Consider the following 20,177-nt stretch of genomic DNA (forward strand, 5'->3'; position numbering starts at 1 on the left):
GAACCAATGTGTTCGCCCAAAATCAATATAGGATAAATGAAATGCCTTTTTGGTACTCTAATTCAAAGCTAGCGTGGTTGCTTCTTCCTTTTTCACTGCTATTTTGGTTGATTAGCCAAATTCGCCGAGCATTATTTTCCCTGAATATCTTATCCTCTTATAAATCCCCAAAACCGGTCATTATTGTCGGCAATCTTTCTGTTGGTGGAAATGGTAAAACGCCTGTCGTTGTGTGGCTAGTTGAAGAGTTACAAAAACAAGGATTACGTGTAGGCGTGATTTCTCGTGGCTATGGTAGCCAATCTAAAACCTATCCTTTACTTGTCACACCGGAAACAGACCCCGTTCAAGGGGGCGATGAACCTGTTTTAATTGCCAAAAGAACAGGTGTACCCGTGGTGATTTCACCGAATCGTCAACAAGCGATTGAATTACTTTTGAACACACAGGATTGCGATCTGATTATTTCGGATGATGGATTACAACATTATAAGTTGCAACGTGACATTGAAATTGTGGTGATGGATGCAGAGCGAGCTTTAGGGAACGGCTTTGTTTTGCCTGCAGGACCTTTGCGTGAATTGCCAAGTCGTTTAAAAAATGTGGACTTTGTGATTACCAATGGAGGAAAAAATGCTTATTCAGATGCGGTTATGACGCTCGTTCCTCATTATGCGATTAATTTAGTGACAGCTGAAAAACGCTTGTTAAGTGAATTTTCCCAAGGTTCAGCTATCGCGGGAATTGGTAACCCACAACGTTTTTTTACAATGTTGGAAAATTTAAATATTCGTTTAGAAAATACGAAAGCTTTTCAAGATCATCAACATTTCGAGCCGCAATTATTAGAAAAACTCGCTGAAAACCAACCGCTCTTTATGACCGAAAAGGATGCCGTAAAATGCCAAGCTTTTGCTAAAGAGAATTGGTGGTATGTTCCAGTTGATGCGGAGATTGTTGAGGCTGAAAACCAAGGCCAAAAACTTCCACAATTGTGGGAAAAAATCCGTCATTTGATTTAACCCTATTCGAGTGAAATATGTGTGAGAAACTTAATCCTCGATTATTAGAAGTGATTGCTTGCCCGCGATGTTTGGCAAGATTGAAATACGATCAAGAAAATCAACGGCTCATTTGCCCTTTTGAGCAAGTGGCGTATCCTATTGAAAATGGCGTGCCGGTTTTGTTGGCAGAAAAAGCCGAAAGATTGAAAGAATAAGGAATGATTATGTCATTTACAGTTATTATCCCTGCTCGTTTTGCATCGAGCCGCTTACCAGGTAAACCTTTAGCTGATATTGCCGGTAAACCCATGATTCAACATGTTTTTGAGAAAGCTCAACAATCAGGCGCGAGCCGAGTCATTATTGCCACAGATAACGAACAAGTTGAAAAGGCAGCAAAAGCTTTTGGAGCAGAAGTTTGTATGACATCAGAAGCACATAATTCTGGTACTGAGCGTTTAGCGGAAGTGGTCAGTAAGCTTAGTATTGCTGATGATGAAATTATTGTAAACATCCAAGGGGATGAGCCGCTAATTCCACCTGTTATTGTGAGTCAAGTGGCAGAGAATTTAGCGAAGTTTAACGTGAATATGGCGACACTTGCGGTAAAAATTCACGAAGCGGAAGAGTTATTTAACCCAAATGCTGTGAAAGTTGTTACGGATAAAGATGGCTACGTTTTATATTTTTCCCGTTCAGTGATTCCTTACGATCGTGATCAATTTATGCAATTAGCGGATACTTCAAAGGCGCAACTGGCTGATGCATATCTCCGTCATATTGGTATTTATGCTTATCGTGCAGGCTTTATTAAACAATATGTGCAATGGGCACCAACGCAGTTAGAAAACTTAGAGAAATTAGAGCAACTCCGTGTATTGTGGTACGGTGAGCGTATTCATGTGGAATTGGCGAAAGAAGTTCCAGCTGTTGGTGTGGATACAGCAGAAGATTTAGAAAAAGTGCGGTTAATTTTGGCATAGTTTTTACTGATGTTTGATTCTAAAAAGTTTCTCTCTGACGTTTCTCATGAGCCTGGTGTTTATCGTATGTATGACGATAAAGATCAGGTTATTTATGTAGGCAAAGCGAAAGATCTTAAAAAGCGACTTTCCAGCTATTTTCGCAAAAACTTAAGCAGCAAAAAAACAGAAGCCTTGGTGTCGTCAATTCATCATATTGATACGACGATTACCTCTTCTGAAACCGAAGCGTTATTGCTTGAGCATAATTTCATTAAGCTTTATCAACCTCGTTATAATGTATTATTGCGAGATGATAAATCCTATCCTTTTATTTTACTGACGAAAGAACGTCATCCTCGTATTACTTCTTATCGCGGAACGAAAAAAATTGCAGGTGAGTATTTCGGGCCTTATCCTCATGCGGGGGCTGTGCGTGAAACCTTATCCTTAATGCAAAAACTATTCCCTGTTCGTCAATGTGAAAATTCGGTTTATAACAATCGTTCCCGCCCTTGTTTGCAATATCAAATCGGGCGTTGCTCAGCACCTTGTGTGCCAGGCTATGTGACTGATGAAGAATATAATCAGCAAGTCGAATTAGCACGACTATTTTTACAAGGAAAAGATCAGCAAGTATTAGATTATCTCATCGGCAAAATGGAGCAGGCGAGCCGTGATTTAGATTTTGAAGGTGCGGCACGTTATCGTGACCAAATTCAAGCGGTTCGTGCGGTTATCGAAAAACAATTTGTTTCCAATGAGCGTTTGGACGATATGGATATTATGTCCATTGCGTATCAGCACGGTTTAGCTTGTGTTCAAGTGATGTTTATTCGTCAAGGTAAAGTATTGGGCAATCGCAGTTATTTTCCGAAAGTACCTGCTAATACTGATTTGTCCGAATTAACGGCGACGTTTGTTGGGCAGTTTTATTTGCAAGGTCATCAGGGAAGAAGTATCCCTAATAGTATTATTGTGGATCATAAACTAGATGAAAAAGCCGAGCTTGAAGCTTTATTAACTGAACAAGCTGGTCGAAAAGTGGTAATACAAGAATCTGCTAAAGGCGATAAAGGTAAATATCTACAACTTGCACAAATTAATGCCAAAGCGGCTTTAGCGACTCAACTTAAACAATCTTCCCGAATGTACGAACGTTATCAAGCGCTTTGTGAATTGCTCGATATGCCTGAAATTAAACGTATGGAATGTTTTGATATTAGTCATACGATGGGGAATCAAACCGTGGCATCTTGCGTGGTATTTAATCAAGAAGGCCCACTGAAATCAGATTATCGCCGTTTTAATATTGAAGGTATTACGGGTGGTGATGATTATGCAGCGATGGAGCAAGCTTTAAAGAAACGTTACGACCGCGATCTTGATGAAGATAAAATTCCCGATATTATTTTTATTGATGGTGGTAAAGGGCAGCTTAATCGTGCCTTAGAGGTTTTTCATCACCTCAACGTAAAATGGGATAAAAATCGACCGCACTTAATTGGTGTGGCAAAAGGTGTAGATCGTCGAGCGGGACAAGAAGTGTTGATTATCAGCAAACAAGATCGTGAGATTCATTTGCCGGATGATAGCCTTGCACTACATTTAATCCAACATATTCGAGATGAAAGCCATAATCATGCGATTAACGGTCATCGTCAAAAACGCCAAAAAGCCTTTACCCAAAGTGGATTGGAAACTATTGAAGGGGTAGGCGCTAAACGACGTCAAGCCTTGTTGAAATATTTAGGTGGATTGCAAGGTGTCAAAAATGCCACATTGGATGAAATCGCCTCTGTACCCGGTATTTCTAAAGCCTTAGCCGAAAAGATTTTCGAGACCTTAAAAAGTTAGGAAAAATCTTGATTTTCTACACGAACTGTCTATTATTTCAACCTTTCGGATTTTATATAGGAACATATTATGTTTGAATGGCTTGTTGATCCTGAAGCATGGATTTCATTGCTCACATTGACCGCACTTGAAATCGTCTTGGGTATCGATAACATTATTTTTATTAGTATTTTAGTGGGACGTTTACCTGCGAATCAACGTCAATCTGGTCGTATTATCGGCCTTGGATTAGCGATGATTACCCGTATTTTACTTCTTGTTTCCCTTTCTTGGATGATGAAATTAACGGAGCCACTATTCACTTTGGTTGGTCAGGAAATTTCGGGTCGCGATTTGATTTTATTCCTTGGGGGCTTATTCCTAATTGTGAAAAGTACAGGTGAAATTAAAGAGGCGATGCATCCTGAAGCACATCATGAAGAAGAGAATAACAAGAAGAAAGTCAGTTATTTGGGTGTATTAATCCAAATTGCGATTTTAGATATCGTATTTTCTTTAGACTCAGTAATTACCGCGGTAGGGATGGCAAACCACCTTCCAGTGATGATTTTGGCAATTATGATTGCAGTAGGTGTGATGATGTTTGCAGCGAAACCAATTGGTAATTTTGTTGATACCCATCCGACATTGAAGATTTTAGCCTTAGCATTCTTAATTTTAGTTGGAGTAAGTTTAATTGCTGAAAGTTTGGATATTCATATTCCAAAAGGCTACATTTACTTTGCAATGGGCTTCTCAACAGTAGTTGAAATGCTCAACATCAAAATGCGAAAATCACTTGGTCATTAAATCATATAAAAAGGCGGAACAATGTGTTCCGCCTTTTTTTAGTCATTATAGAATACCCCTTTCCCATACAAATACATGGTGACTTGTTCGTCAGTATGGTATTCGTTGATGAGATCTTCATTGATATTCAATTCATAACCGCAAACATCAATACAAATATTGATAGCTCGTCCTCTTGATTCAATTCGCTTAATCTCACCTTTAAAAGAAGCGGTCGGGTCTTGGATTTTTTTCGCAAGAGAGAATTGCTCAGGGCGGAATAACACTTTCCCTTGCGTATGGCCATTTCCTTTATTTTCGATGGCAATTTCACCTAATTGACAGGTCGCGATGCTATCGTTTTTTAATGTTGCAGGAAGAATAATGCTGTCCCCAATAAATTTAGCAATAGACAAATACTGAGGTGACCAATAGAGCGTTTTAGGTGTCGCAATTTGGAGAATTTTCCCTTCTTGAATCACTGCGATTTTGTCAGCATGACATAGTGCTTCATCGCGATCATGGGTTACAAATACGGCAGAGGAACCACTTTCTCTTAATACTTGTAACATATCGTAACGAATTTGATTTCTTAGATGTTCATCTAACGCACTAAATGGCTCATCAAACAGGATTAACTCAGGGCTTGGTGCAAGTGCTCGAGCAAGTGCAACACGTTGCTGTTGACCACCAGAAAGCTGATGAGGGAAACGGTCCGCTAAGCTGCTAATACCCGTGAGTTTCATCACTTCTTCGATGCGTTGTTTTTCCTCTTCAGTTTTCCCTTTGCCATCGCCTAAGCCATAAGCAATATTGCGGTAAACATTTAAATGAGGAAATAGCACGCCTTCTTGTACCACATAGCCTAATTTGCGTTGCTGGGTCGGCACATTGAGATTTTCTTTAAAAATAGGTTGATTCTTTAACCAAATCTCACCGCTTGTTGGTTGTTCAAAACCAGCAATACTACGCAATAAGGTGGTTTTTCCACAACCAGATGCGCCAAGAAGAAATAGAATTTCACCTTTCTCTAATTGCAGAGAGATATTGTGCAGAACCTGGTGTCCGTTAAAGGATTTATTCAAATTTTTAATGTCGAGTAATGTTGTCATTTTTATCTTCTCGTTATTTAAAACCGTATCGTTTCAGTAAAAATACAGGAATCCCTGAAAATAGCACTAACATAATGGCATAAGGCGTTGCAGCCGCATATTGTGCATCAGAGGTGTATTCCCACACCGCAGTTGAAAGCGTTTTAATGTCATTAGGGGTCAGTAATAAGGTTGCGGTGAGCTCTTTCATTAAGTTTAAAAATACTAAAGCAAAGGCAGCCGCAATCCCCGGTAACATAGCTGGAATGACTAAGGTACGGAAAATATAAAAGTTGCTACGGCCTAAGCTTTGCCCTACCTTTTCAATGTTACTAGACATTTGTTCAAGCGAGCTACGCAAGGTCGTTTGCGCCATTGGAAGATAAAGCATAAAGTAGGCAACGATAACCATGGCAAAGGTTTGATAAAGGGAATAGGCATAGTTGATGGTAAAGAAGACCAATGATAATGCGATAACAAGCCCTGGCACAGCGTGAAGTAGATAAGGGATTCGATCAAGCCAAATCGTCAATTTACTGCGATAGCGTACCGCAGCCCATACCAATGGTAGTGCACAAATAACGGTAAGTGTTGCACCCAGTGTTGATATAGTCAGTGAATTTGTGAAGGCGGTAAAAAATTCCCCAAAATCGACCGCACCTTCAATGGAACTTCCCACGGTTAGCCAATAAATCAGCATAGTAATCGGCACACCAATACTGAGCACAAAAATGGTCGTGAAAAAGCTTACGACTAAAATTTGTTTTCCTGCTGAGAGGGTTTTCAATGGATACGGACGTATTACGCCTTTGCCGCTTTGATAGAGTGTTTGTGTGCCTCTAAAACGAATTTCCCCCATCACAACAAAGATACAGATCACCATTAACACACCAGAAAGTAAGGCGGCGGTGTTGTTATTAAAGGCCATTTCATATTCTTGGAAAATTGCCGTAGTGAAGGTTTGGTAATTTAAAATAGACACGGCGCCAAAGTCTACCAACATATGAAGCGCAATTAATAATACGCTGCTACCGATGGCGGGTTTGAGTTGTGGAAAAATCGCATGCCAAAATGTGTAAGCATGGCTTTTAGCTAATGAAAGGCTCACTTCTTCTAAAGAGCGGTCGAGTCTTTTTAAGGTCGCCGCGACAGGGAGATAAGCAAGCGGGAAAGAACTCAGCGTCATAATGCCGATGGTTCCCCAGAAGCCTTCCACTCTGAAGGTAAGACTGATCCACGTAAAACAACTGACAAAAGCCGGAATACAAAGAGGGAGCGTCATCGCAACTTGGAAAAAGCCTTTTCCCCAAAAGCGATAACGTTCTAATAAAAATGCACATAGTGTGCCGAGAATAATGGCGAAAAGCGTGACAAATACCATTAAAAGTAGGGTATTACTGAGCAATTCCCACATTCTTGGGCGCCAAAGTAATTCAATGCTACGAGCCAATCCGACATCTGCAGCACGCTCAATAACATATAAAAAAGGTAATAATAATGGCAAACTAATCAGCACGATTAAGGCTATAAGCCAGCGAGGTGGGCGATTAGACACAGAAAAATCCTTTAAAATATCAGTATAGAGTAAGTTGAGTAAATAACAGAAGGGCGTGTATTACACGCCCTATATTGCATAGCAAATTAAACTTATTTCAAACCAGCTTCTTCAATAAGTTTGTTTGCGTTGTCTTTGTCTTCAGAAGTGGTTGCTGAAACAACTGGCGCTTCTAATTTTGCATAAGGTTCCATGTTAAATGGAGAAACTACGTCGGTACGAAGTGGGTATTCTGCACGTACTGAAACAAATGCTTGTTGTCCTTCTTTGCTTGCTAAGAAATCAACGAATTTTTTCGCTTCTTCTTTATTTTTAGAACCTTTTAATACAGCTGCACCAGAGTAAGTCACTAATGCACCAGGATCTTGATGACGAATAAAATAAAGACGTGTTTTGAGGTTTTCAGCACCTTTTTCTTTTGCCAGAGTATACCAGTAATAGTTGTTAATTAACGCTGCTGGTATTTCACCATTTTCAACCGCTTGAAGGGCAACACTGTTTTTCGCATAAAGTTTGCCGTTTTCTTTTAAGCCTTTTAACCATTTAAGAGCGGCATCTTTACCTTTTAATTTGGTAATCGCAACAACTTGCTCTAAGAATGCGCCTGAAGTTGGAACGTAACCAATTTTATCTTTCCATTTTGGTGTTGCATAATCTAACACGGATTTTTCCATGTCTTTTTCAGATAATTTAGTGTGATCGTAAACCACAACACGAGAACGACCGCTTAATGCGACCCAGTCTTTTTTCGGTGCAACAGGAACGCCCTTGTGTGCAGTTTGTTTAATAGTATCTGCAGAAAGCGGTTCTAATAAGCCCGCATCAGACAGAGCAGCGAAAGGTGCCGTTTGTTCAGAAAAGAATACGTCAGCAGGGGTTTTATCGCCCTCTTCTTTTAATTGACCTGCAAGTTGATCGCTTTTCGCACTGTTTAAGGTCACTTTAATACCTGTTGCCTTTGTAAATGCATCAGCAACAGCTTGAGAACCTTCTTTGTGTTGACCGTTGTAAACGGTAATATCTGCAGAAGCGAATCCTGCAAACGCCATTAAGCCAGTTAGTGCGGCAATTTGGAAGTGCTTAATTTTCATGAAAACTCCTTTATGTTATCGGGCAAATCGCCCATTTTCTGAAAATAAAATTTGTCTCATTCTAATATATTCAAAAGAGATAATGCAAATAATTCTCAGATATTTTTCTCTTATATCAAAATTTCATATCCCATTCTATTTTTTTTTTTTTTTACTTCGTCCCATGTTGATTTTTCTCCATAATGTCTAGTAGAAATTTCTAATAAGGACGGATATGAATATTCAGCAAATCATTAAACAACATCATTTAGAGCTCTTATTCCAGCAAGGGTCATTTGGGATTGAAAAGGAAAGTCAACGGGTGCGTGCGGATGGTTCAATAGTGACATCATTGCACCCCAAAGCCTTTGGTAATCGTTGTTTTCACCCCTACATACAAACTGATTTTGCAGAAAGTCAGTTGGAATTGGTGACTCCCCCTATGAAAAAGTTAGAGGATACACTACGTTGGCTTTCAGCCATTCATGAAGTGACTTTGCGAACTTTACCGGAGGATGAATTTATTTTTCCTTTCAGTATGCCAGCAGGATTACCGCCAGAAGAACACATTAAGGTTGCACAATTAGATAATCAGGAAGATGTGGCTTATCGGGAGCATTTAGTCCAGTCTTACGGTAAATATAAGCAAATGGTCAGTGGTATTCATTACAATTTTCAAATTGACCCTAAGTTTATTGATGCCTTATTTCATGCACAAAATGAAACACAAAGTGCGGTTGATTTTCAAAATAATTTTTACCTAAAAATAGCCAAAAACTTCTTACGCTATCAATGGATTCTGCTTTATCTGTTTTCTGCGACACCGACGGTAGAGGATAAATATTTCAGAGGCAATTCCCCCCTTAAACCGCATCAATATGTGCGGAGTTTACGTTCAGGGAAATATGGTTATGTGAATGATCCGAAGATCCACGTCTCTTATGACAGTTTGCAAGAGTATGTTGAGACGTTAGAACACTGGGTGAAATCGGGTGATTTGATTGCGGAAAAAGAGTTTTACTCAAGCGTACGTTTGCGTGGCGCTAAAAAAGCGCGCGATTTACTTCAAAAAGGAATTCAATATTTAGAATTTCGTTTGTTTGATCTCAATCCGTTTGCACCTTATGGAATGGAACTCGCTGACGCGAAATTCATTCATTATTTTATTTTGTTAATGGCATGGCTTGATGATACCGCTGATCAAGAAGGTATAAAATTAGGCAAAGCACGTCTTGCTGAAGTGGCATGGGAAGACCCAAGAGAGCAAAGCGTTTATGCGGTAGAAGGCGAATTAGTCCTCCTTGAAATACTCAAAATGCTTGAGCAACTTAATGTGAGTGATGAGATTAAAACGATTGTTAAAGACAAATTAGGACAATTTGCGGATCCAAGCCAAACGCTTTGTGCCAAAGTGGTTGCGGCAATTGAACAGGTCGGCAGTTACCAACAATTAGGGGCCGATATTGCGCAATCTAATAAAGCAAAAGCCTTTGAACGTTTTTATGCATTAACTGTGTTTGATAATATGGAACTGTCCACACAAGCGTTATTGTTTGATGCAATCCAAAAAGGGCTAAAGATTGAGATTTTAGATGAACGCGATCAATTTATCAGTCTTCAATTTGGCGATCATTTGGAATATGTGAAAAACGGTAATATGACTTCTCACGATAGCTATATTTCTCCACTCATTATGGAAAATAAAGTGGTGACGAAGAAAGTGTTAGCGAAAGCAGGATTTAATGTACCGCAAAGCATCGAGTTTACCGATGTGAAAAGTGCGGTCGAAAATTTCCCACTTTTTGAGAATCGAGCTGTCGTGATTAAGCCAAAATCAACGAATTTTGGTTTAGGGATCAGTATTTTCCAACAAGGTGTAACGGATAGAGATGATTTTGCAAAAGCAGTAGAGATTGCTTTCCGTGAAGATAAAGAGATCATGGTTGAAGATTATCTACTTGGCACTGAATATCGCTTTTTTGTACTGGGGGATCAAACGTTAGCCGTCTTATTACGTGTTCCAGCAAATGTAATTGGAGATGGTGTACATACTGTTGCTGAATTAGTTGCCGCTAAAAATGATCATCCTTTACGGGGCGATGGCAGTCGTACGCCATTGAAAAAAATAGCATTGGGGGATATTGAGCAGTTGCAGCTTAAGGAGCAAGGATTAACCGTGGATTCTATTCCTGCAAAAGATCAACTTGTTCAATTACGTGCAAATTCTAATATTAGTACAGGTGGTGATTCTATTGATATGACGGATGAAATGCATGCCAGTTACAAAGAAATTGCGGTAGGGATTAGCAAGGCAATGGGGGCGGCAGTTTGTGGCGTAGATTTAATTATTCCTGATTTGAAACAGCCGGCAGAACCGAGTTTGCGTTCGTGGGGTGTGATTGAGGCAAATTTTAATCCTATGATGATGATGCATATTTTCCCATTTAGTGGACAATCTCGACGATTGACAATGAATGTGATTAAGATGCTTTTCCCTGAATTGCCTTAATTTGGTTATCGGGCTTCATCAGTTGGTGAAGCCCGTTTTACATTCATCGTAATTAGGCTAAAATGGAGACAGTATTCACAATTCTAAAATGAAATTTAATGACAACTTTTACCTTAGAACCTCAAGAAAATGATCGTCTGCAATCCCTTTGTGGTGCATTTGATGAAAATATCAAACTGATTGAAAAAGAATTTAACCTCAATATTTCCCGCAATAATTTCACTTTTACCGTGAAATCAAATGATGAAAATCCTAAATCTTACCATGAGCAATTAATTGATCGTGCGGCTAAATTAATCCAAACATTATATGTGGAGACTGCACCAATTAAAGGGAAAGTGAAAGAGCTTGATTTAGAAGATGTGCATATTGCCTTGCAAGAGAGCAGAATGTTATCGCAAGCGGGAAGTGAGTCACGTAGTGAAAATCACGTTTATAGCACCACAATTAAAACCAAGCGAGGTTTGATTAAACCGCGTGGTGAAAATCAAATTCAGTATTTACACAATATTCTTACGCACGATATTAGTTTTGGGATTGGACCTGCTGGAACGGGGAAAACCTTTTTAGCCGTAGCAGCGGCAGTTGAAGCATTAGAACGCCAAGAAATTCGTCGTATTTTACTGACTCGTCCTGCGGTGGAAGCGGGCGAAAAATTAGGTTTCCTGCCGGGTGATTTAGGCCAAAAAATTGAACCTTATTTACGACCACTTTATGATGCGTTATTTGAAATGCTTGGCTTTGAACGTGTACAAAAATTAATGGAGCGTAATGTGATTGAAATCGCACCATTGGCTTATATGCGTGGTCGCACACTCAATGACAGCTTTATTATTCTAGATGAAAGCCAAAATACAACAGTTGAACAAATGAAAATGTTTTTGACTCGTATTGGTTTTAATTCCAAAGCCGTGATTACAGGGGATGTGACTCAAATCGATTTACCGCGAAGCACAAAATCGGGTTTACGCCACGCTATGGAAGTATTAAGCAAAGTGTCGGAATTGAGCTTTAACTACTTTGAGAGTAAAGATATTGTACGACATCCTGTGGTGGCAAAAGTGGTAAAAGCTTACGAAGAATGGGAAGCCCAAGATGAAATTCGCCGTCAAGAAATCGCAGCGCAGCGTCGAGCTGAACGTGAACAAAAAGTGCGGTCAGAAAATGAAACGAATTTAGGAGAATAGTATGGGCAATATGATTATCGATTTGCAACTGGCCTGTGAAAATACAGAAGGCTTGCCATCAGAAACGCAAATTCTGCAATGGGCAACTGCCGCAGTGCAACCAGAAAGTGATAATGTGGAAATGACGGTACGCATTGTGGATGAAGCAGAAAGTCATGACTTGAATTTGACTTATCGTGGAAAAGATCGTCCAACCAATGTATTGTCTTTCCCTTTTGAATGTCCTGATGAAGTGGAATTACCGCTGTTGGGTGATTTGGTGATTTGTCGCCAGGTAGTAGAACGCGAAGCTATCGAGCAAGAAAAGCCTTTAATGGCACATTGGGCGCATATGATTGTGCATGGTAGCCTACATTTGCTGGGTTACGATCATATTGAAGATGATGAAGCCGAAGAAATGGAAAGTTTAGAAACTGAAATTATGCAGAGTTTGGGCTTTGCTGACCCTTATCTTTCCGAAAAATAATAACGATTTGGAGCAATTATGTATAAAGCCGTATTCAGCGATTTTGATGGTACCTTATTAACTTCCGATCATCGAATTTCGCCTAAAACCTTAGATGCCATTCAACGCATTACAAAACAAGGTATTCCATTTACACCAATCTCTGCTCGTTCGCCGCTGGGTATTTGGCCTTATGCGAAACTCATTGAAAACTACAACATCATTGTGGCATTTAGTGGTGCCTTGATTTTAGATAAAAACGCCACGCCTATTTATTCGGTACAAATTGATCCCGCTGATATTCAAGCCATTAATCAAGTATTAGCAGACCATCCTGCACTAGGTGTCAATTATTATACCTATGATGATTGCGTCGCTCGCGATTTGGATAATAAATGGGTGATTTATGAACGTAGCGTGACAGGCATTCAGATTGATCCTTATGATGAAAGTGCGGTCTATTCTCCACATAAAATTCAAATCATTGGTGAAACGGATGAAGTGATTAGTATTGAGCAAGTCTTGAAAGAGAAATTCCCGCATTTAAGTATTTGCCGTTCTCATGCGAATTTCCTTGAAGTGATGCATAAATCCGCGACAAAAGGTAACGCGGTACGTTTTCTTGAAGATTATTTTCATGTGAAGATGGAAGAATGTGTTGCTTTCGGCGATAACTTTAATGATTTAGATATGTTAGAAAGCGTGGGATTAGGCGTTGCAATGGGCAATGCACTGGATGAGATTAAACAGGCCGCTAATCGAGTCACTGCTTCGCATAATGATGATGGGATTGCATTGATATTGAATGAGATTTTCCCTGAATAAATAAAAAGGCGCTTTCTAGTTAAACGAAAGCGCCTTATTTTTATTTTCCTAAATTCAGCACTTTAACGAGTGCAGTAAAAAATTTGTCATTTTCTTGTGGTAAGCCAATACTGATACGTAAGTGATTTGGCATGCCATAGCCTGCAATTGGGCGGACAATGACGCCTTCACGTAATAATGCATCATAAATTGATGCTGCAGGCTGTTTAAAATCAATGGTAATAAAATTACCTTTAGACGGAATAAAGTCTAAGCCATATTGTTGACAGAAGGCCTCATAACGTTTCATTTCTTGGCGGTTGTTCTCCGCCACTTTTTCAACAAAAGCATCATCATTCATCACTGCAATCGCGCTAGTTAAAGCAAGACTATTACAGTTAAATGGCTGACGAACACGGTTTAATAAATCTGCAATTTCAGGATTAGAGACCGCGTAGCCAATGCGTAAACCCGCCAATCCATAAGCTTTTGATAGGGAGCGTGAAACAATAAGGTTAGGGTATTTATCTAGTAACGCAAAAGAATTAACCCGTTCGTTTGGATGGGTAAATTCGGTATACGCTTCATCTAATACCACAATCACATTTTCAGGTACTTTTGCCAAGAAAGCATCCAATTCTGCTTCCGTTAAGAAATTCCCCGTTGGGTTGTTTGGATTGGCAATAAAAATCAGTTTAGTTTTATCTGAAAGTGCGGTCAAAAATCCGTTTAAATCATGTCCCCAATCTTTAGCGGGAATTTCTTTAGCGACGGCGTTAATGGCTTTGGTCACTAAAGGGTAAACAATAAAAGCATATTGTGAATAAATCACTTCATCATGCTTACCCGCAAAGGTATGAGCAAAGAGCTCTAATAAATCGTTAGAACCATTGCCAAGGGTGATTTGGTTTGGTTGCACACCAAATTTTTTTGCAATAGCTGCTTTAAGTTCAAAACCGTTAGCATCAGGATAGCGAGTTAAATGATCCAGTTGAGCTTGAATAGCTTTTTTCGCACTTTCAGGAAAGCCGAAAGGGTTTTCATTTGAGGCCAGTTTAACGATATCGGTAATGCCTAATTCACGTTCGAGTTCTTCGATAGGTTTTCCGGCTTGGTAAGGTGAAAGAGATTTTACGCCTTGATTGGCAACGTTGATGTATTGCATATGCTTTCCTTATAAAGACGAGCGGGCCTTTCAGCCCGCACGTTGAGTTTAGTTAATCAGATAATTAGCTGTTTTCAGCTTCAAATTTTTTCATGAATTCAATGAGCGCTTGTACACCTTCTAATGGCATTGCATTGTAGATAGATGCACGCATACCACCTAACACTTTGTGACCTTTTAAGGCTTGAAGACCAGCAGCTGTCGATTCTGCAACAAATTTAGCATCAAGTTCAGGATTGCCTGTCACAAATGTGACATTCATGGTTGAACGGTTTTCTTTAGCCACGACGTTACGATAGAGTTTGCTGCTATCAATATAATCGTAAAGAGTTTGTGCTTTCACTGCGTTACGTTTTGCAATTTCTTTTAAGCCGCCAATTGCTTGAATGTGTTTGAAAACCAATGAACAGAGATACCACGCAAAGGTTGGTGGGGTATTGATCATAGAATCAGCATCACGCTGTGTGGCGTAATTCCAAATTGATGGTGTCGCTTGGCGAGCATGACCAATTAAATCATCGCGAATAATCACAAGTGTAATCCCTGCTGGGCCAAGGTTTTTTTGCGCACCCGCGTAAATGACACCGAATTTGCTAATATCAATTTCGCGAGAGAGCACATTAGATGACATATCGGCTACAAGTACCGCATTACCCACATTCGGTACATCAAAAATTTCCACACCGCTGATGGTTTCATTTGGGCAATAGTGAATGTAATCGTATTGTTCCGCAATATCACTGAAATCAAGGTTGGTAATGCGTGTATGCTCACCATTTTCGACAATGGTAATTTCATCAATTTCAGCAAAGTTACGCGCTTCTTTCGCAGCGGTTGCAGACCAGTGACCGCTATTTAAGTAAAGTGCTTTGCCTTTCTCTCCAATTAAGTTCATCGGTAATGCTGCAAATTGACCACGTGCGCCACCTTGTAGGAATAACACGCGATAATTATCTGGAATGTTATACACTTCACGCAGATCTTTTTCTGCTTGGGTAATCAATTCCATAAAATATTTGCCACGGTGGCTGACTTCCATCACAGACACACCTTGACCAAGCCAGTTAGTTAGCTCAGCTTGTGCTTTGTGTAGTACCTCAGGGAAAATCATGGCCGGACCAGCACTAAAATTAAAGACTTTTGACATTGTGTTTCCTTATTTTATTTTGAATAGATTCTTCATTTTTACCACTACCGAATAGGATAATCAACTAAATCAAACAGTTTTTTGATCTAATCCATCAATTTAAATTTAAGCTTTTGACGGGGACGAAAAAAAAAGCTACATTACCCGAAGTTTATTTTTAACTTTGAGAGAGTCGATCATGGGAAATGTAAATAAGTCCTTCCAAGAAGTATTAGAGTATGTGCGTTTGTATCGTTTAAAAAATAAACTTAAACGCGACATTGAAGACAACAACCGCAAAATTCGTGATAACCAAAAACGTGTCTTATTGTTAGATAACTTAAATCAATATATTCGTGATGATATGAGCATTGAAGATGTTCGTGCGATTATCGAAAATATGCGTGATGATTATGAAGGCCGTGTGGATGAGTACAACATTCGCAATGCAGAACTTTCTACTTTACGCCGTGAAACGAGCAATAAGATGAAAGAACAGAAAAAAGCGCACGCGAAATTAGTGAAAGATTCATCAAATAAAATCACATTATAAACCCTCAAAGTAAATGACCGCACTTCGATAAAGTGCGGTCATTTTTTATGGTATTTTTAGAATGAGCTATAAATGATTAAACATCATAGGTGCCCATTATCACAGCTTGATCCAAAATATGCCCTTGAATCGCAAAATGCAGATCATTAAAACGGAATCCCGGTTTGAGGTTGAGTTTGGTATCAAGTGCATACACAATAAGCTCGTAACGATGTAAGCAGTTTGGTGGGGCCATACCACCATAGAATGAGGCTTCTTCGATATTAAATTGACCTAATTTACTTGCCCAAGTATTTGCACCTTGTACGTAATCTGTTGCAGTTTGGCTTTCATTTTCTTGAATAACCGTACGTTCAAGATTTGCAATGAGCCAATGAATCCACACAAAGCCACTCGCCGTAATTGCGTCTTTATCTTCTAAGACAACTGCAAAGGATTTAGTGCCTAGAGGGGCATCGTGAATTTCAAACGGAATAGAGTAGGTCGGCATACCATTTGGGCTAAATTGTGTGCCGCGTTTACCATATTTGTCTTCAAAGGCACCATTTTGAATAGCTGAACTGGTTACAAACATTGTTTTCTCCTTAATTTCTCACGGAATACACTTTAAATTTGGTGGTTTGAGCAAGGACGTCAAATTTCCCGAAATGTTGCGCTAATAAATCGGGATAGGGGAGAAATGCATTAGCAACGATACGCAGTTCTCCGCCTGCCGTTAAATGCCATTTTGCTTGTTGAATAAGTTCTTTCACTGCACGATAAGCCGTGTCGACTCCATCGTGGAAAGGCGGGTTTGAAATAATCAGATCAAATTTTCCCTCAATGTGGGAAAACACATCACTTGCGACAACCTGACCTTCAAGCTGATTTTCAGCAAGCGTTTGACGAGCAGATTGAATTGCCATTGCATGAATATCAGTCATTGTGATATCCGCTTTAGGGTGATGTTTTTTGATCATGGAACCAATGACACCCGCCCCGCAACCAACATCTAATACTTTGCCTTGAATTGGCGATGTTAAGGTAGAAAGTAGAAGTGATGTTCCATTATCAAGTTCATTGGCACTGAATACACCCGGTAAGCTGAAAATACGGAGATCGCCTAATACATTATTTTGGTAGCATTTCCAATAAGATTGAAGAGCAAAGTGCGGTTGTTTTTGTAAGGAAAAATGGTATAAACCGCAACGACGCGCTGAGTCGATTTTGCCAATTTCACCATAAGGTTCAAGCAGTTTTTCAGCAGAACGGACGCCACAACGATTTTCACCGATAATCAACACTTCTTGACCAATTTTACTTTTGGCGAGTAGTTGCATCAGCTGAAAATTCACTTCTTGTTTATTCTTCGTCCAATAATAAATAATCAAATCGGCTTGCGGCTGAAATTCAACCTCAAAATTGACTGCACTTTGTGTTTTGGCATAATCAAAATACCAACTCCAAACCTGCACAGATTGGCAATGTTTTTGCAATATTTGAGGAAAATCATCATTAATGCCGCCGGCAAGAAGAATTGATTTACCGCTAAAAAGGGGAAGATGGCGTTGTAAAACTTCGCTTTCGAGAGAAATCACGCTTTAAATCCTGTGGTTTATTGGTTAAAATTACGTGTTATTCTAACAAAAGAAAACGATTTAAACGTATTTATTAAGGAATTATTTATGAAAAAAATCATCACCGCAGTCGCAATGGCAAGTTTATTGTCTGGCTGTCAATTAATCGAACAACTTCAAGGTAGCAAACAAAAAACTTCAACCTTACCAACAACAAGCTCAAAAGTTGAATTACCTGCTGCACAAGCGCAAAGCTTAGATGCGCAGTTTGAGCGCATCAAAAATGGTAATCAAGAAGTCACATTCAATGGCGAGAAATTCTATAAACAAACAAAAGCCTTTGATAAATCAGAAGATCCGCGTTTCTTAAGTGGTGCGGCAAGCGTAGATCGTAGCAATCGTAAATTCATTATGAGCGAAACCTATTATTTAAAAGATGTTTCTCACGTTCCTGAATTAACAACAAAATATCTTGATGCAAACAAAAAAGTATGTGAGTTAAAAACGATTGGTAACGCTTCAGATGTTTACTATGCTTGTGATGGTAAAGATTTCCAACGCTTTATCGCCGTGGTTTATCAAGCGAAAAACATTCTTTCTTTCCGTAGCTTAAAAGCATATCAAGAAAAACCAACAGATGCGCAAGAAAAAGCGATTGTTAAAGGTTTAAGAGATTATCCGTTAGATACTATTGCTCGTTAATCTATGGATAGACGCAATCTTCTTTTAAATGAAATGGGAATAACCCGTTGGCAGCTCTATCGCCCAGAAGTATTGCAAGGGGCGGTAGGTGTGAGTGTTTTAGAACAAGTGAAATTTATTGTGGTGGCCAATGATAATCTCTCAAGTTCACCGCTTTTTTCAGATATTCGACTTGCGCTAGAGCTCAAAAAAGAAGATTGCCTTTGCCTGAATTTCGATCAAATTCAACATATCACATTACAACATTCTGTGAGGTATTGGTTATTGGCTAAAAATGCTGATGAAATCGACCGCACTTTGCCTTATTGCCTAAATGCAGAGCGAGTTTATCGCTCTGTTGATTGGCAACAATTCCAGCAAGATAGCCAAGCTAAGCGTGAGCTTTGGCAACAAATCCAACAAATTTAATCATTATGGCTTCTCTATTTCCTATTGAAGAATGCGATATGGATCGCTTATATGAAATTGAACAAGCTGCACATTTAGTGCCTTGGTCATTGGGAACATTGAAAAATAATATCGGCGAGCGTTATCTCAATTTGAAATTAGTGGAAAAGGAGCAAGTGCTGGGTTTTGCTATTTGCCAAATGGTATTAGATGAAGCGACATTATTTAATATTGCGATTGATCCAGCTCAACAAGGAAAGGGATACGGTTCGTTTTTATTGCAAGGTTTAATGGATAAGCTTAAAGAGAAAGGTATTCAAACCCTTTGGCTGGAAGTACGAGAGTCGAATCCGGCTCGTTTCCTTTATGAAAAGCTAGGATTTAATGAGGTTGATATTCGTAAGAATTATTATCCAAAATCAGATGGTGGACGAGAAAATGCTGTCGTGATGGCATGTTATCTCTAGAATGAAAAAGTGCGGCCAATTTTGACCGCACTTTGTTTATCTGAAAAATAAGACATTACACTTCTTCTGCTGGGAAGACAAATGGATTTAATCCACTGCGTGCGAAGCCTTTTTCTTCCATTTCAATATCTAAGAAAATTGATGCTAAATCATCGGCTACCGCTTCAACATTCGGATCTTTTTCTTGGAACATGATTTTTAAATAGCTTTGGCAATCGCCACAGGTTTCTGCACGAACAAGAGCAAGCTCTTCATTTAATGACCACATTTCAAGATTTTTGTGTTCATCGCAGTTTGTACATTGTGCGCGCACTAAATTCCACTCACTTTCACAGAGATTGCAGTGCAAATAGCGTAAACCTTGTGAAGTACCGATATGGACAACACTTGACACGGGTGCAGAACCACAAACAGGGCAGTAATGTAGATTGTCAGTTCCTTCTTGGCGACTGTTATGAGGAATTTGTTGAGCCAGTTGTAACCAATAAAGAGAAAGCGCAGCCCAAATAAAGACAGCTTTATCTGTGCTCACTAAATTAAATTCTTGGCTTAAAAGATGGCTAGCCATTTCTTCAAGCTCTTTATCAGAGGCCTTTTCAAGATTCTCAATCGTAGCAAGAACCTGTTCATTCGATTTTGGTTTAATGCTATGTAAAATTTCTTTGAGATATTCAATCCAAATGCTTGAGCGTTTAAATGTTTTAGTATTTAACGGTTCAAGTTCATCTAAATTATCGAAATGCTGTTTTTCTAATGGATTTTTTTCAAATACGCTTAATTGGCTTTCCACAACATCTGCAGCAAAGAGTAAATAATCAGCCAATGGATGATCTTTCGCTAATTCTCTTAAACGTTTTGCACGACGTTGATAAAGATTTTTAGGGTTAGCAAATAAAACAGGCGGAATATCGTATGAATTCGTTTTTTGTTTGATTTCGTCTGCAGATAAGATTTTGATACTCATAATTG

General features: G+C 39.2%; 21 protein-coding genes. 13 read left to right on the forward strand and 8 right to left on the reverse strand.

The window, feature by feature from the left end; genetic code table 11:
- Positions 1 to 41 precede the first annotated feature (41 nt).
- The 5 genes from lpxK to INQ00_RS06140 all read left to right on the forward strand — a co-directional run bounded on the left by lpxK (position 42) and on the right by INQ00_RS06140 (position 4,612).
- Positions 42 to 1,022, forward strand: a complete 981-nt coding sequence (gene lpxK, locus INQ00_RS06120) for a tetraacyldisaccharide 4'-kinase (protein ID WP_197546510.1) — start codon at positions 42 to 44, stop codon at positions 1,020 to 1,022.
- 17 nt (positions 1,023 to 1,039) lie between these two features.
- Positions 1,040 to 1,219, forward strand: a complete 180-nt coding sequence (locus INQ00_RS06125) for a Trm112 family protein (RefSeq protein ID WP_111326848.1) — start codon at positions 1,040 to 1,042, stop codon at positions 1,217 to 1,219.
- Between the two features lie 9 nt (positions 1,220 to 1,228).
- A complete protein-coding gene (kdsB, locus tag INQ00_RS06130; protein WP_197546511.1) occupies positions 1,229 to 1,987 on the forward strand; it encodes a 3-deoxy-manno-octulosonate cytidylyltransferase in 759 nt (252 codons plus the stop codon).
- A gap of 9 nt (positions 1,988 to 1,996) precedes the next feature.
- Positions 1,997 to 3,823: an excinuclease ABC subunit UvrC gene (gene uvrC / locus INQ00_RS06135; protein ID WP_049365378.1), complete on the forward strand. Its 1,827-nt coding sequence runs from the start codon at positions 1,997 to 1,999 to the stop codon at positions 3,821 to 3,823.
- Between the two features lie 69 nt (positions 3,824 to 3,892).
- Positions 3,893 to 4,612: a TerC family protein gene (locus INQ00_RS06140; RefSeq protein WP_049365379.1), complete on the forward strand. Its 720-nt coding sequence runs from the start codon at positions 3,893 to 3,895 to the stop codon at positions 4,610 to 4,612.
- A 38-nt stretch (positions 4,613 to 4,650) separates the two neighbouring features.
- Here INQ00_RS06140 and INQ00_RS06145 read toward each other — a convergent pair whose 3' ends face one another.
- The 3 genes from INQ00_RS06145 to INQ00_RS06155 form a co-directional block, all read right to left on the reverse strand.
- On the reverse strand, positions 4,651 to 5,703 hold the full coding sequence (locus INQ00_RS06145; protein ID WP_049370160.1) for an ABC transporter ATP-binding protein: 1,053 nt from the start codon (positions 5,701 to 5,703) through the stop codon (positions 4,651 to 4,653).
- Between the two features lie 13 nt (positions 5,704 to 5,716).
- Positions 5,717 to 7,237, reverse strand: coding sequence for an ABC transporter permease (locus tag INQ00_RS06150; protein WP_049370161.1), 1,521 nt, complete (start codon positions 7,235 to 7,237; stop codon positions 5,717 to 5,719).
- A gap of 92 nt (positions 7,238 to 7,329) precedes the next feature.
- Entirely contained in the window at positions 7,330 to 8,328 is a 999-nt protein-coding gene (locus tag INQ00_RS06155; RefSeq protein WP_111326855.1) for an iron ABC transporter substrate-binding protein, read from the reverse strand.
- A gap of 214 nt (positions 8,329 to 8,542) precedes the next feature.
- Here INQ00_RS06155 and gshAB point away from each other — a divergent pair, with 214 nt between their 5' ends.
- The 4 genes from gshAB to INQ00_RS06175 all read left to right on the forward strand — a co-directional run bounded on the left by gshAB (position 8,543) and on the right by INQ00_RS06175 (position 13,273).
- Complete coding sequence (gene gshAB / locus INQ00_RS06160) at positions 8,543 to 10,816, forward strand: bifunctional glutamate--cysteine ligase GshA/glutathione synthetase GshB (RefSeq protein WP_197546512.1); 2,274 nt, start codon at positions 8,543 to 8,545, stop codon at positions 10,814 to 10,816.
- A 98-nt stretch (positions 10,817 to 10,914) separates the two neighbouring features.
- Entirely contained in the window at positions 10,915 to 12,003 is a 1,089-nt protein-coding gene (locus INQ00_RS06165) for a PhoH family protein (RefSeq protein WP_197546513.1), read from the forward strand.
- 1 nt (position 12,004) lies between these two features.
- Positions 12,005 to 12,469: an rRNA maturation RNase YbeY gene (gene ybeY / locus INQ00_RS06170; RefSeq protein WP_197546514.1), complete on the forward strand. Its 465-nt coding sequence runs from the start codon at positions 12,005 to 12,007 to the stop codon at positions 12,467 to 12,469.
- 18 nt (positions 12,470 to 12,487) lie between these two features.
- Positions 12,488 to 13,273: a Cof-type HAD-IIB family hydrolase gene (locus tag INQ00_RS06175; protein WP_197546515.1), complete on the forward strand. Its 786-nt coding sequence runs from the start codon at positions 12,488 to 12,490 to the stop codon at positions 13,271 to 13,273.
- A 40-nt stretch (positions 13,274 to 13,313) separates the two neighbouring features.
- Here INQ00_RS06175 and hisC read toward each other — a convergent pair whose 3' ends face one another.
- Both hisC and serC read right to left on the reverse strand, forming a co-directional pair.
- Positions 13,314 to 14,417 carry a histidinol-phosphate transaminase gene (hisC, locus tag INQ00_RS06180; protein ID WP_197546516.1) on the reverse strand — a complete coding sequence of 368 codons (1,104 nt, stop codon included), beginning with the start codon at positions 14,415 to 14,417 and terminating at the stop codon, positions 13,314 to 13,316.
- Positions 14,418 to 14,481: 64 nt separating this feature from the next.
- Positions 14,482 to 15,564 (reverse strand): 3-phosphoserine/phosphohydroxythreonine transaminase, encoded by a 1,083-nt coding sequence (serC, locus tag INQ00_RS06185; RefSeq protein ID WP_049375447.1) that lies wholly within the window; start codon positions 15,562 to 15,564, stop codon positions 14,482 to 14,484.
- Between the two features lie 178 nt (positions 15,565 to 15,742).
- On the opposite strand from serC, the gene INQ00_RS06190 reads away from it, so the two are divergent.
- Entirely contained in the window at positions 15,743 to 16,096 is a 354-nt protein-coding gene (locus INQ00_RS06190) for a DUF496 family protein (RefSeq protein ID WP_178165029.1), read from the forward strand.
- 76 nt (positions 16,097 to 16,172) lie between these two features.
- Here INQ00_RS06190 and INQ00_RS06195 read toward each other — a convergent pair whose 3' ends face one another.
- Positions 16,173 to 16,670, reverse strand: coding sequence for a YbhB/YbcL family Raf kinase inhibitor-like protein (locus INQ00_RS06195; RefSeq protein WP_197546517.1), 498 nt, complete (start codon positions 16,668 to 16,670; stop codon positions 16,173 to 16,175).
- Between the two features lie 10 nt (positions 16,671 to 16,680).
- Entirely contained in the window at positions 16,681 to 17,673 is a 993-nt protein-coding gene (rsmC, locus tag INQ00_RS06200) for a 16S rRNA (guanine(1207)-N(2))-methyltransferase RsmC (protein WP_197546518.1), read from the reverse strand.
- An 87-nt stretch (positions 17,674 to 17,760) separates the two neighbouring features.
- On the opposite strand from rsmC, the gene INQ00_RS06205 reads away from it, so the two are divergent.
- Genes INQ00_RS06205 through rimI form a run of 3 tightly spaced genes read left to right on the forward strand, consistent with a single transcriptional unit; the run spans position 17,761 to position 19,208 of the window.
- Complete coding sequence (locus INQ00_RS06205) at positions 17,761 to 18,354, forward strand: hypothetical protein (protein ID WP_054417986.1); 594 nt, start codon at positions 17,761 to 17,763, stop codon at positions 18,352 to 18,354.
- Positions 18,355 to 18,357: 3 nt separating this feature from the next.
- Entirely contained in the window at positions 18,358 to 18,762 is a 405-nt protein-coding gene (locus tag INQ00_RS06210; RefSeq protein WP_197546519.1) for a DNA polymerase III subunit psi, read from the forward strand.
- A 5-nt stretch (positions 18,763 to 18,767) separates the two neighbouring features.
- A complete protein-coding gene (gene rimI / locus INQ00_RS06215; protein WP_197546520.1) occupies positions 18,768 to 19,208 on the forward strand; it encodes a ribosomal protein S18-alanine N-acetyltransferase in 441 nt (146 codons plus the stop codon).
- A gap of 55 nt (positions 19,209 to 19,263) precedes the next feature.
- Here the strand turns inward: rimI and fdhE are convergent, their stop codons facing one another.
- On the reverse strand, positions 19,264 to 20,172 hold the full coding sequence (gene fdhE, locus INQ00_RS06220; protein WP_197546521.1) for a formate dehydrogenase accessory protein FdhE: 909 nt from the start codon (positions 20,170 to 20,172) through the stop codon (positions 19,264 to 19,266).
- Positions 20,173 to 20,177: the final 5 nt, after the last annotated feature.

This window comes from Haemophilus parainfluenzae (assembly GCF_014931275.1).
Lineage (GTDB): Bacteria > Pseudomonadota > Gammaproteobacteria > Enterobacterales > Pasteurellaceae > Haemophilus_D.